A 13,121-nucleotide genomic window follows, 5' to 3' on the forward strand; every position below is an offset into this window, starting at 1 on the left:
GAACGGAAATCACCTTCATTTGACTTAGTAGTGTTCACAAAGAGTCCCTTGACCATTTAGTTTTTCAACACTATGACCATCTATTTACATATAAATAGATGGTTTAATTTTTCCCTATTTTTCTAAACTTTGACCTTTTACGCCATAAGTTTGTAACAAATTGCAAAAATTAAAATATTTAATGGCATATGTTGGCACTTCTTTTTATGTGCGACGTTCTTTTTAGTGGAAGCAATATTACCGTTTCCTAAAAAAAGACGTTGGGGGATTTTTAAAGTGAGTACAGAAGCATTGTTAAATCTAAGTAGTAATTCATTGTTCATCGCTTTTATTTTATTGCTAATCGCCATTTTACCGATTGGGCTGGCTGTAAAAGCGAAAAGAAAATTGTTTGGCATAGTAGGGATATTACTAACCTACAGTGCCTTTACTTTACAATTAGTATATTTCATTTTAAGGTGGATAGCTGTTGATCATGCACCGGTAAGTAATATGTATGAGTTCATGACATTTTTTGGAATTATGCTTACAGGTAGCTATTTAATTATTCATTTCCTCTATAAACAAATCGTAGTGGGCTTGTTTACTATTCCTGTATCCTTAATTATTCTTGGGTATGGAAGCGTTTTTACAAAGGAGGTTTCACCACTAGTACCATCTCTACAAAGTCATTGGCTAACAATCCATGTAATGACCGTGGCTTTTTCAAGTGCTATCTTATCGATTTCGTTTGCAACAGGCATTATCTATTTATTAAGAACATTAGACGTTACAAAGAAATCAATCACTACCTTTGCTTTGGAATTTGTCATGTATTGTCTAATTGTCGTAATTGGCTTTATTGGTGTGTCTACGTACTTTAATCTCACAACAGATGATGTGAAGGTACATTTTGAAAATTCGCAAGGAAAAGAAGAAACAGCAGTTTATACAATGAAGCCTCTTATTGTCAATGATGCTGCTCAAACCACTGATGGAGAACAAATAGGTGTTTTACAGATTACTAACAAGGTAGATGCAAAGAAATTAAACTCAATTGTGTGGGCATTTCTAATTGGAACGATATTATATGCGGTACTGATGCTGATTACAAGAAGACCATTAATTGTTTTATTAAAGCCATTAACAAATCGAGTACAACCAGCTTTAATGGATGAAATTACATATCGGGCTGTGGTCATAGGTTTTCCGTTGTTTGCTCTAGGAGGACTATTATTTGCCATGATTTGGGCACAAATTGCTTGGAGTAGATATTGGGGCTGGGACCCTAAAGAAGTATGGGCACTCATAACATTTTTATTTTATGCAGCTTTCCTTCATTTTCGACTATCAAAGGGGTGGGAGGGTGAAAAAACAGCTTGGTTAGCGATTATTGGCTTTGGCATTATCATCTTTAATCAAGTATTTGTAAATTTAGTGATTGCTGGTTTACATTCGTATGCATAAGGAGCTAAGAAATGAGTTATTTTCTTAAGCTGAATCTAGTGAGTATACTATATGGACAGATGTTCTTTATTTCGATGGAATTAAATTTGAATTATTATCGAATGCTAAGACTTACTGGCTGGGAGGGGCAGCAGATTGATATTTTTTTATTACTGGTGCACTCAATCAGTTGGATAGTAGCGAGTATTGTTATGTATAAATTAACAGCTAAATGGATTGCCCGTCGCCGATTAGTTTATGTAACAACCATACTTTGGCTGCCTTATACAATCATCTTTACTTTTCTATTTGCAAGTATTTTTCCAATCACCAATCAAGGTGATTCACCAGCACCTGTGCAAGGATTAACCCTTTTTGCAATGATCTTTTTATTTCCGTTCTATATTGCTATTTTGAATTTTCTGTGTCGTTTTTTAAACGTTGATCATGCACAGGAGTAATAACTAGAAAAAGAGACATCCAAATAAAGGATGTCTCTTGAATTTTGCACTATAAATGCTAAGGCTAACATTAAATCTTTACAACATTAGTTGCTTGTGGTCCACGGTTACCTTCTTCTACGCCGAATTCCACTTTTTGGCCTTCTTCTAAAGTTTTAAAGCCATCTGATTGAATAGCAGAAAAATGTACAAATACATCATTTCCACCTTCAACTGCGATAAAGCCAAAACCTTTTTCTGCGTTAAACCATTTTACTGTACCTTGTGTCATGAGTGAACACCCTCCCAAAAAAATTCAACAATCATATTCCTTCTATCACTTGCAAAGAATCACATATTCAAAAGCTCGTATTACCTTTTGAATACGTGATTTTAATGACATAAAAGAAGTAATGTAATTATTATTTTTAATTATATAACAGTTTTATACATTTATCCAGTATATTCCGTTTTTAGAAAGGGAAAATTTACTTTTGTTCTATTTAAAATTTTACGAAGTTGATTCTCGTTTAATCAATCCATGCTTTCTCTTTCGCTACAATTACTGCCTCAGCTCTCGATTCTACATTGAGCTTAACAAATAACTTAGTTAAATAGTTTTCTACAGTTCTCTGTGTTACGCCAATGGCAGATGCAATGGCTTTATTCGTACAGCCTTGTGCAACCAGCTGTAAAATTTCTTGTTCTTTGTCACTGAGTAAAACTTCCTGCTGCCTATTTGGCATATTTGTGCGCTGCTGAACGAAATCTAAAAAATCTGCTGACAGTAGGATTTCACCTCTTAATGCAGCTAGAATGGTTTGAATCACTTGTTCTTTGGTGGCTAGCTTTGAGAGTAGTCCGTCAATTTTTTTTTCCACTAGTAATTCGTAATAATCGGATAGCTCGTATCCTGTATACAGTAAGATAATGCCTTCAGGGTGTTTTTTCTTAATCATCTCAGAAAGTTGAATGCCATTAGTTGGTTTCATATTTATATCGATTAAAAATAATTGGAAAGCTTGAGCATCCATTCTAGATAATACTGCCTCACAATTCTGCTCTGTTTCGATATTAACATCTGTTAAATCCTGTAATAGCGTTTTGGTACCATCTAAAACTACAGGATGGTCATCTACAATAAGAATATTAATCATACGAATCTCCGTCCTCTTGTATTTGTATAAATATATGCATTCCTTCATTATGGCTGGATGCTATGTTGATCTCACCATTAAATGCGCGTACACGCTCACGAATTCCGTTTATACCCATTGAAGCTGAGGATTGCATTAAATCTTCAATATTACAGCCAATGCCATTATCATCGTATTGTAGGATAAAACCATGTGGAATAGCTTGTAACTTTAATGATACTTCAGTTGCCTCAGCATGCTTTATTGCATTATTTAACAGTTCTTGTACTAGGCGATAAACGACTAAATGTAAGGTGACATCCTGAAATTGGACACGTTCTATATGAGCACTTAACAGAAAATCTGCCCGTATTTTGACCTTTTGTATTAATTTTTTTAAAGCCATTTGTAATCCAAATGTGTCAAGTAAAGGAGGGCTTAGATTTTCGCAATATTCTCGTAAATCTTTTGTGGCATTCAGCAATTGCTCTCGAATATCTAATACCTTTTCTTTTTTTATAATCGGTGATCCAGCAAGCACGTCTAGCTCTCTCGCTAAATGAAGCTGTTCCTGTAAAATGGTGTCATGTAATTCTTGCGCTAAAATACTTTTTTCTTTTTCGATAATATTCCACAATAATTTATCAAGCCAAGGTAGCTGCGTATCATTGGAATCCTTCATATGTTGGATTTCTTGCACTAAATCTTCGATGAGCTTTAAATTATCTATAAACATAGAGACATAAAGTGATAATAACTCTAACCAAAGAAGTTCTTCTTTCTGTAGGGAGTGTCTTATCTTTAAAACAACTTTTTCTTCACCTGTATCGTGTAGCAGCAGTTGAATCGTGCCCATTTTTTCAATAATCTCACCGCGAACGAATGGTACAATTTCTGTTACAGTTGTAATCGTAAAGGCTGTGGTGCCGAGTTTTTCGGTAATTTCATATTTGAATAGTTGCAATAATTCTTGTTGATTTATTGCTTTTCCCATTCTGTTAACCGCTGCATATAAATTATGTACATAATTGCCAGTGGATGAAAAAATAATTTTTCGATACTTAAAATCAAGCTGCTCTTTTATATAGAAACTCGCTATGATAACGATAAAAATAAGAATAAAGATACTCGTCATTTTAAAAAGCGAAATTTCCCTTAAAAATACGAAAAATATACTTGAAGTCAGTATTACAGCACTAAAAAAAGCAAGGGTAGAATAATAACGAAATCGAGATAATTGGTATTCAATATCGAATAGCCGCTCATTCACTTGAATGAAGATAAAGGAAAATGGAATAAATAATAAAAACAGAGCGGCTAACTCCGCATGTAAAATAGGTTTGTGATCTAAAATTTCAGGTATAACAAAAAAAAGTAAAAATGGTAAAAACGGTGTGATGAAGGCCATAGCAATTAGACGGATTTTTGCCAATTTTGTGCGTAAATAACTTGTAAGTAATATATAGATAGCATAAAGGACAAGTACTGTAAATAAGCCTAAAATAAAAGAGGCAGTTAATCCTCTCAAACCTTGATCAAAGAATACAATGACATAACTACATAGAACTGCAAATGGAACAACATAAAGCCATTTCGTATTAAGATATCGCCATTCTATATGTAAGTAGCGGAAATATAGTTGCAAAAAGTGAATAAAAAGCACCAAGCATAAAATGATGCCTATTCCTATAACTAACATACCGAGAAGATTCTCTCTAGAGGAAGCGCCTGAACTAATATAGGCTAGAGAGCAGGTTAATAGAAATAGTATTAGTAGCCTTGTTTGTTGATTGTCTTTATTTTTTCTCCACAAATATAGTGCAATCCCAAAAGATAACACGAAATAAAATATTGGAAAAATAATTTGCAAAAATAATTCCTCAGGTATATCCTGATGCTGGACTGTTATGGAATGAACAACGCCACTAGGCTTGATAATCGTTAACTCTCTGCCACTTTTTGCGACTGAGTGTAATTGAATGGATCTATTATCTTGTGCGGGTTCTCCATCGATTGTCAGTAAAATATCACCTGTTTCAAGATTTTGCTGCTGTGCCCAATCAGGATAATAGAGATTTTCTATAACTAATTGCCCGCTAGATGCGTCCACCAAAATGCCGATAAAAGGAACCTTTATTGTTACTGCGAGTACATAAATTCCTAGTACTAAATATGCGATGAAAATACTATATATCCATCTATTCATCTTTTTCTCTCATTTATTTTCATCGAATAAACCCCGTTTCATTAAATAGTATGCTATACATTATCCATAATTAATGGCAATTATGGAATACCGAAATCAGGTCTTTCGGAAAACCACTATTGCTTTTTCGGAATAACGAAATAGTCTTTTCGGTAAAAGCTATGATAGTGTAAATCTAGCATATATGACGGAAAGGGGGAGCATTGCGTGAAAAAGTGCGGATTGTCACTAATCCTGTTTTTCCTAGTCGCCATAATGTTGTATCCAATGACAGCAATTGCTAATGCCTTTGAAAAAGATAAGGTTGAAGTTGATATTTGTATTATCGGGAGTGATAATCATTTTGTCTATAAAATTCCTAAGCGTTTACATAAAGATAAGCCTTATGTTGAGATGAGGAATAAAATTGAATCCTCGTTAGCAAGTCATTGGAAGGTAGAGGATGCTCGTTATGAAGCGAACCAATCAGATGTTGCGTATACTTTCTTCATTAAGGATTTATTTCAAGAAAAGCAAAGCGGACAAATGAAAGTATCGATTCCATATAGCATCCTAGTAGGAATGTTTGGTGAAGATGAAGCTATTCAATTACGTATTTTAGCTAGTAAATTAACGAATTGGAAAGTCAATGCAAATGAATGGGCAGCATTCGGCTTCGTAGCACCTCTCACGCTTTTAAGCGACCAGGAATATGTCTATGAGGGAGCTGTCTACGAGCTTTTACAGCAGCGGGTAGGTCATTTTGATGGCACCGTCATGAAAGGTCAATTGGTGCTGAATAGTGTTATCTATTTTAGCTTTACTTTAGTGCAATTAATGACTTGTATAGTAATGTCAAGACGCTTGAAAAAGAGAATCGTTAGTGATCCAGAAAATATGCATCAGTTCCGAAAGTTAAACTATCTGTATCAAATAGTTCCGTTAATGGTAATCACTGCACAAATTGTTTTTCTAATTATGTCTGGGCTGTTGACTGCATTTGGTCTTTATTTTAATCCAGGCATTGATTTATTATTTATTGTTGGACCAGTTTTGTTGAATATTATTTTGCTACCTACGTTTTTCGTCACGACAGAGAGTGAAATTTCTAAAGAATTAAACAATAATTCCTTTGATTCAGGTATGTAATAGTACGATTATTTTGAAGGTGTTTTTTCCTTTTGCTCATTAGATGTTATAATGGTCAACAGCAAACATGAAGGAGCTGTTGAGAAACGATGACGCATCCAGAAACTGCGTACTTACATTTATTACAACATATATTAGAGAATGGCATTAAAAAGGAAGATCGTACAGGTACAGGAACATATAGTGTATTTGGCTATCAAATGCGATTTGACCTTAGTAAAGGCTTCCCGATTTTAACGACAAAACGTATCCCGTTTAAACTTGTAGCCAGTGAACTCCTTTGGTTTATTAAAGGTGATACTAATATTCGATATTTATTACAGAATAATAATCATATTTGGGACGAATGGGCCTTTAAAAAGTGGATTGAATCTGACGACTATTTAGGTCCTGATATGACCGATTTTGGTAGACGTTGTTTAATAGATGAATCGTTTAACGCGATTTATCAAAAAGAGCTAGCATCATTTTGCGAGCGTGTATTATCAGACGATGAATTTGCACGTAAATATGGAGAACTAGGGAATGTTTATGGCAAGCAATGGCGCAATTGGACAACATCGACAGGGGAGAGCCTTGATCAATTGCAGGATGTAATCCATCAAATTAAACATAATCCTGAATCAAGACGAATCATTGTCAATGCATGGAATCCAGAAGATGTGATTGACGCTGGAGCAAAAGGCAGTAAAGCGGCATTACCTCCATGTCATGTGATGTTCCAATTTTATGTTGCAGATGGTAAGCTGAGCTGTCAATTGATGCAAAGAAGTCTGGATACGCTATTAGGCTGTCCATTTAATATTGCTTCCTATGCATTATTGACACATTTAATTGCTCATGAGTGTGGATTAGAAGTTGGCGAGTTTATTCATAGCATTGGGGATGCTCATATATATATAAATCACGTGGAGCAGGTAAAAGAACAGCTTTCTCGTGAACCAAAGGACCTACCAACCTTGAAAATTAATCCGAATAAAACGTCAATTTTTGATATGGAGCTTGAAGATTTAACAATTGAGGGCTATGATCCACATCCAGCAATTAAAGCACCCATCGCCGTTTAACTGTAACAGCAGCCGATTTGGTTGCTGTTTTTTTAACTGAACTTTCCGGAAAATAGTAATGACATTAGTAGAAAAAGTTGACAAAAGTTTTGGAAGAGAATTTTCCATTATATTGAATATGGCAATTATAGGATATATACTAATAATAGTTAGGAATGTTGAGTACTCTTTAGGACTCAAATAAAAATGTAGAGGTGAATAGTGTGAGGAGATTAATGATGTTTCAAATAGATGGAAGAGGAGAAAAACCATGTAGAAGGAAGTTGCCTATCCATTCGCCTCAACCAGAAATAAATGCTATTCGACAACATGAGCAATCCTATATCTCTACAAAATTAACACAGGAGCAAATTAAAAAAATGATGCGGGTGATTGATGAAATTCGTCTTAGAAGACATGAGGATATATTATAAATGTAAGCGCCTTCTAAGTTATAATTGCCTAGGAGGTGTTTTAGATGAACGTGATATTTGTAGAAACGTTTACAGGTACAGAGCTTTTACATATTGTGTCACAGGATGTGGCTGGCATATTAGCAGCAGCACAAGGGGAGAGTGTAACATTCCCATTAGGTCACTTTAAGTATGATTTTCATAACTTAGATTTTTATGAGGACAATGGAGAAATCCGGCAAGAGCTAGTTATTTACGTAAAGAAAATTTAAAGTTGAATTTCAATTTGTAGCCCAATTCACTTGAACCTTTACATGCGGTAAATGTCTTACTCTATTTTTAGGTTAAATTTTATCTTCATTCAGCAGTAGACTCCCACCTCTGCAGGTGGTGAGATGAATAAGGTATTGGTTTCTTTTCAGTGGGTGTCCTAACACCTACTGAATGAAGATAATGCCTCCGGCGGATGTCACGGATTTTCAAAGGGATGAATTGTGTGGGCACAATTCAAAATCCGGACGCAATTACGCCAAGGCGAAATTGATTTCGTGTTTACACGAGTGAAAAGAATAATAAGCATTCAAATGGAAAAAATAAAGGCAGGTGTATATAAAGCAGTTTACTTGCTTTTATCTACACCTGTAACTATAATAGTTACAACAGGTGGTGATACATATGGTGAACAGTCGATTTTCGGTAGCGATCCATATACTTTCGCTCATTGCAACTACATCTGATAAAAGTCAGTTAACATCTGATTTTATGGCAGGGAGTGTCAATACAAACCCAGTTGTGGTAAGACGCATGATAGGTACTCTCAAAAAAGCAGGATTGCTGTCATCACAAACAGGCATCGCTGGTTATGAGCTATTAGTAGAGCCAAAAGATTTAACATTATTAGCTATCTACCAGGCAATTGATGGACCAGAGCAGCTTTTTGCGATTCATGATGAGCCAAATCCAGCTTGTTTGGTGGGTCGAAAAATCCAACATACATTGGAGGGTGTTTATACATCTATTTGGCATGCAATGGAAGAACAGTTACAAGCACAAACTTTACAGGATGTGCTAGATCAACTTCGTCTATAAACGAAGTCGATCTTTTGTACTCTACCTGTAACTTAATTGGTTACAACTATAAACTAGGAGGAACACATAATGAAGATTGGTGTAATTGGAGCAACAGGGAAAGCAGGACAAAGAATAGTAGAGGAAGCATTGCAACGTGGTCATGATGTAACAGCCATCGTACGCTCTGCATCGAAAGTGGTAAATAATATTTCTATTATGGAGAAAGATGTATTTGCCTTAACGCAAGAGGATGTAAAAGGCTTTGATGTTGTTATTAATGCGTTTGGCGCTCCATTTGGTCAGGAAGAATTGCATGTAAAAGCAGGTCGTCATTTAATTGATATTCTGACTGGCATAGATACAACATTATTTGTTGTCGGTGGAGCAGGCAGCTTGTATGTAGACCCAGAAAAAACGGTGCGCGTAATGGATACACAAGACTTTCCTGAAATGTTTTATGCAACAGCTAAAAACCAAGGTGAAAATCTATATGATTTACAACAATCATCAATTACTTGGACTTTCTTAAGTCCATCTGCATTCTTTGATCCAGAAGGTCCAAGAACAGGAAGCTACAAAGCGGGTGCTGATCACTTATTGGTGAACTCTGCTGGTGAAAGCTATGTGAGCTATGCGGACTATGCGATAGCTGTAGTAGATGAAATTGAAAATCCAACACATAAAAATAGTCGTTTTACTGTCGCTTCAGATAAATAATAAAAGAAAGCTTGGATTTATCGGTAAGGTTGGGCAGTTGATCACTTGCTTCTTTTATTATTACACTTACATTTTAATATGGAATAATAGACCGAGCGTACAGAATGCGCTCGGTTTTTAGCGAATAATTTACTTTTTTAAAGGATTTTTTTATTTTACTGAAAAATGACTGTTTACAATCCGCCATTAATTAGCTACTATCAAGTGTGAGTATTGCATAAAAGGAGACGACAATGATGTCAACACAACGTATAGAAAAAGATTTTTTAGGTGAACGCGTATTACCAGCAAATGCTTATTATGGGATTCAAACGCTACGTGCGACTGAAAATTTCCCTATTACAGGCTACACAATTCACTCTGCTTTAATTAAAGCAATGGGAATTGTTAAAAAAGCTGCGGCATTGGGCAATATGGAAGTACACCTACTATCAAAAGAAATTGGTGAGGCAATTGTCGAAGCAGCACAAGAAGTGATTGATGGAAACTGGGATGCAGAATTTATTGTAGACCCAATCCAGGGCGGTGCGGGTACATCGATCAACATGAATGCCAATGAAGTAATTGCAAACCGTGCCCTAGAAATTTTAGGGAAAGAAAAAGGGGACTATCAATCAATCAGCCCGAATAGCCATGTGAATATGTCTCAATCAACTAATGATGCTTTCCCAACAGCTATTCATATCGCTGTTTTAAATTTAATAGATGAATTACTGCTAACAATGGATAATATGCAAACGGTATTCCACCAAAAAGCAGAGCAATTTGCACATGTGATTAAGATGGGACGTACACATTTACAAGACGCAGTGCCAATTCGATTAGGACAAGAATTTGAAGCTTATTGCCGCGTTATCAACCGTGATATTGTACGCATCCGTCAAACTCGCCCTAATCTGTATGATGTGAATATGGGTGCAACAGCAGTTGGTACAGGTTTAAATGCATTCCCTGATTACATTAAGTCTGTTGATGAGCATCTTGCTGAAATTTCAGGATTACCTTTAAAAGGTGCAACACATTTAGTAGACGCTACACAAAATACGGATGCTTATACTGAAGTATCTGGCGCATTAAAAATCTGTATGATCAACATATCTAAAATCGCGAATGATCTTCGCTTAATGGCTTCTGGTCCACGTGCTGGCTTAGGAGAAATTATCCTACCTGCTCGCCAACCAGGATCTTCGATTATGCCAGGTAAGGTAAATCCAGTGATGCCAGAAGTTTTAAATCAAGTTGCCTTCCAAGTAATCGGTAATGATCATACAATTTCTCTTGCATCTGAAGCAGGGCAATTAGAATTAAACGTGATGGAGCCTGTATTAGTATTTAACTTAATTCAATCCATCAGCATTATGAATAATGTATTCCGTGCATTTACTGAAAACTGCTTAAAAGATATTGAAGCAAATGAAGAACGTATGAAAGAATATGTGGAGAAAAGTGTTGGTGTCCTAACAGCTGTAAATCCACATATCGGTTATGAAGTGGCTGCTCGTCTTGCACGTGAAGCAATCCTTTCAGGTCGTTCAATTCGTGAACTATGTTTAGAAGCAGGGGTACTAACAACTGAACAATTGGACTTAATTTTAGATCCATATGAAATGACACATCCTGGTATTGCAGGGTCAAGTATTATGAAATTGAAATAATAGATTATGAAAGCACTTTGCCAAGCGTAAAGTGCTTTTAATATGACTTAAATCTTACAATAGTGGGGCTTTTTTCTGTGAATCGAAGGAAAATTCAACTATAATAACTACATTGGAATATTATTATAGTTGGGGGAAATTAGTATGAGTTTACGAAAAAGAAGTATAATTGGTTTTTCTGCTTTAAATGTTCTAATGATTATTATATTAGTCATAGACCTTGCAAATGTTACATCATTGGATTGGTTATCCACATTATTAACAATACTAGGAATTACAATGACATTTTCCTATATTGTCTATGTACAGTATAAAATAATTAAGCCTATCAACCAATTAGCAGCATCTGCTCAGGAAATAGCTGAGGGAAATTTGCATACTGCTCCTATTGAAGTGAATTCCAATGACGAAATTTCAGCGTTAACAAAAGCATTCTTAGAGATGAAAGAACAATTACAAATTATTACACAAAAAATTGCCAATAGCTCTTCAGACCTATCTGCAAGTATAGAGGAGCTATCTGCCAGTACAAATGAAATTACGATGGCTGTTGATGAAGTCGATTCGCAAATGGAGAAAACGTCAGATGGACTTAAGTATGCGGCTCAATCAGCCAATGAAAGTGCGGTGGCTATGCAAGAAACAGCTGATGGCATCGAACGAATTACTGTAGCAACGCAAGATGTTTTCGATCATGCAAAGGAAGCAAATGATGTTGCAGGGAACGGTGCAGAAATTTTACATGTGGCTAAAAATCAGATGCAATTTATCTCGAATTCAACTGAAAAAACAAGTCAGTTAATGCAACAGTTAACAAATAAAATGATGGATATCAAATCTATGATTGATATGATTACAACCATTACAGATCAAACGAATTTACTAGCATTAAATGCAGCGATTGAAGCAGCACGGGCTGGAGAACATGGTCAGGGCTTTGCAGTGGTAGCAGAGGAAGTTCGTAAATTAGCAGAGCAATCCAAACATTCAGCGCATCAAATTGTTGAACTAGTTGTTGGAATTGAAAATGATACAGCACAGGTTGCGTCATCAGTTGAAGAAGATTTAAAAAATGTTCAGCAGGGTGTCTATGTCATTGATGAAGCAACAAAGTCATTTGGTACGATTTCTCAGCATGTAAGTAAAATGACGAGTCAGCTGGAGGATATTTCTGCTACGGCTGAGGAGCTTTCAGGCAGTGCTGTTGAGGTGACAAAATCTGTTATGACAATTGCAACTGGAATGGATAAGTTATCACAATATACAGAAGTTGTTCTACAATCGGTGGATGAGCAAAGCGCCTCCATGCAAGCAGTCAATACAGTATCACAAGATTTATGTGTGCAAGCAGAAAATTTACAGAAGCTTACACAGCGATTTCAAGCTTAATCACATAATATAAGAAACTAAGGAAATGTGAATTTTGAGATTCTTCTACTATAAATGATAAAGAATGAAATTTATAGCGTTTTTATAATGATAAATAGAATGGTCCATTACCTTTAACAAATTTATGATTATGAAAAGCCCGTATTTATGCGAGAACACTGAAAAAGTCGATTTGTCACAAAAAATGTGATGCAAATCGACTTTTTTAGTTTTAAAGTGCCCTCCATTTATGAGAGGCTTTTTTGTTGTGCAAAAGAAATAGGGGTGAAAAATGGAAAGATCCTTTGTGAAGAGTGTAAAGAATTGTGCTGTTGATTTGTTCAAATCACAGAAAATAAAAATGAGAATTAACAAAGAGATTCAAGTACATGAATTTTTTATAATCTCAGTAAGGATCTATGTTTCGGCAAAATCTGAAATTCGTTACGTTTTATCAGGACTATTTCATAAATATCAATTTGAAGGTAACCAAGGTTCACAGGGATTCTCTACTTT

General features: G+C 35.5%; 13 protein-coding genes. 10 read left to right on the top strand and 3 right to left on the bottom strand.

Going from position 1 to position 13,121, the window contains the following annotated elements; translation table 11 throughout:
• The first annotated feature begins 276 nt into the window (after positions 1 to 276).
• Positions 277 to 1,446 carry a c-type cytochrome biogenesis protein CcsB gene (gene ccsB, locus AC3WOM_RS04445; protein WP_492445201.1) on the top strand — a complete coding sequence of 390 codons (1,170 nt, stop codon included), beginning with the start codon at positions 277 to 279 and terminating at the stop codon, positions 1,444 to 1,446.
• 11 nt (positions 1,447 to 1,457) lie between these two features.
• Entirely contained in the window at positions 1,458 to 1,886 is a 429-nt protein-coding gene (locus AC3WOM_RS04450; protein WP_427546130.1) for a hypothetical protein, read from the top strand.
• A gap of 70 nt (positions 1,887 to 1,956) precedes the next feature.
• Here the strand turns inward: AC3WOM_RS04450 and AC3WOM_RS04455 are convergent, their stop codons facing one another.
• The 3 genes from AC3WOM_RS04455 to AC3WOM_RS04465 all read right to left on the bottom strand — a co-directional run bounded on the left by AC3WOM_RS04455 (position 1,957) and on the right by AC3WOM_RS04465 (position 5,207).
• A complete protein-coding gene (locus AC3WOM_RS04455; RefSeq protein WP_054771532.1) occupies positions 1,957 to 2,157 on the bottom strand; it encodes a cold-shock protein in 201 nt (66 codons plus the stop codon).
• A 238-nt stretch (positions 2,158 to 2,395) separates the two neighbouring features.
• Positions 2,396 to 3,022, bottom strand: a complete 627-nt coding sequence (locus AC3WOM_RS04460) for a response regulator (protein WP_492445203.1) — start codon at positions 3,020 to 3,022, stop codon at positions 2,396 to 2,398.
• Complete coding sequence (locus AC3WOM_RS04465; RefSeq protein WP_492445204.1) at positions 3,015 to 5,207, bottom strand: ATP-binding protein; 2,193 nt, start codon at positions 5,205 to 5,207, stop codon at positions 3,015 to 3,017. Before AC3WOM_RS04465 ends, AC3WOM_RS04460 begins: the two co-directional genes overlap by 8 nt.
• Positions 5,208 to 5,414: 207 nt before the next feature.
• Between AC3WOM_RS04465 and AC3WOM_RS04470 the strand changes: the two genes are divergently transcribed.
• From AC3WOM_RS04470 to AC3WOM_RS04505, 8 genes are all read left to right on the top strand, one after another.
• Positions 5,415 to 6,335 carry a hypothetical protein gene (locus tag AC3WOM_RS04470; RefSeq protein WP_492445206.1) on the top strand — a complete coding sequence of 307 codons (921 nt, stop codon included), beginning with the start codon at positions 5,415 to 5,417 and terminating at the stop codon, positions 6,333 to 6,335.
• 89 nt (positions 6,336 to 6,424) lie between these two features.
• Complete coding sequence (locus AC3WOM_RS04475) at positions 6,425 to 7,402, top strand: thymidylate synthase (RefSeq protein WP_492445208.1); 978 nt, start codon at positions 6,425 to 6,427, stop codon at positions 7,400 to 7,402.
• 218 nt (positions 7,403 to 7,620) lie between these two features.
• A complete protein-coding gene (locus AC3WOM_RS04480) occupies positions 7,621 to 7,815 on the top strand; it encodes a hypothetical protein (protein WP_492445209.1) in 195 nt (64 codons plus the stop codon).
• Positions 7,816 to 7,859: 44 nt separating this feature from the next.
• Positions 7,860 to 8,066, top strand: coding sequence for a thymidylate synthase (locus AC3WOM_RS04485; protein WP_427546142.1), 207 nt, complete (start codon positions 7,860 to 7,862; stop codon positions 8,064 to 8,066).
• A 403-nt stretch (positions 8,067 to 8,469) separates the two neighbouring features.
• On the top strand, positions 8,470 to 8,883 hold the full coding sequence (locus AC3WOM_RS04490; RefSeq protein WP_427546144.1) for an Rrf2 family transcriptional regulator: 414 nt from the start codon (positions 8,470 to 8,472) through the stop codon (positions 8,881 to 8,883).
• 69 nt (positions 8,884 to 8,952) lie between these two features.
• On the top strand, positions 8,953 to 9,582 hold the full coding sequence (locus AC3WOM_RS04495; RefSeq protein WP_427546146.1) for an NAD(P)-dependent oxidoreductase: 630 nt from the start codon (positions 8,953 to 8,955) through the stop codon (positions 9,580 to 9,582).
• Between the two features lie 233 nt (positions 9,583 to 9,815).
• Entirely contained in the window at positions 9,816 to 11,237 is a 1,422-nt protein-coding gene (gene aspA, locus AC3WOM_RS04500; protein WP_492445212.1) for an aspartate ammonia-lyase, read from the top strand.
• Between the two features lie 144 nt (positions 11,238 to 11,381).
• On the top strand, positions 11,382 to 12,626 hold the full coding sequence (locus tag AC3WOM_RS04505) for a methyl-accepting chemotaxis protein (RefSeq protein WP_492445213.1): 1,245 nt from the start codon (positions 11,382 to 11,384) through the stop codon (positions 12,624 to 12,626).
• Positions 12,627 to 13,121 lie beyond the last annotated feature (495 nt).

This window comes from Lysinibacillus sp. FW301-JW8, from assembly GCF_058788755.1.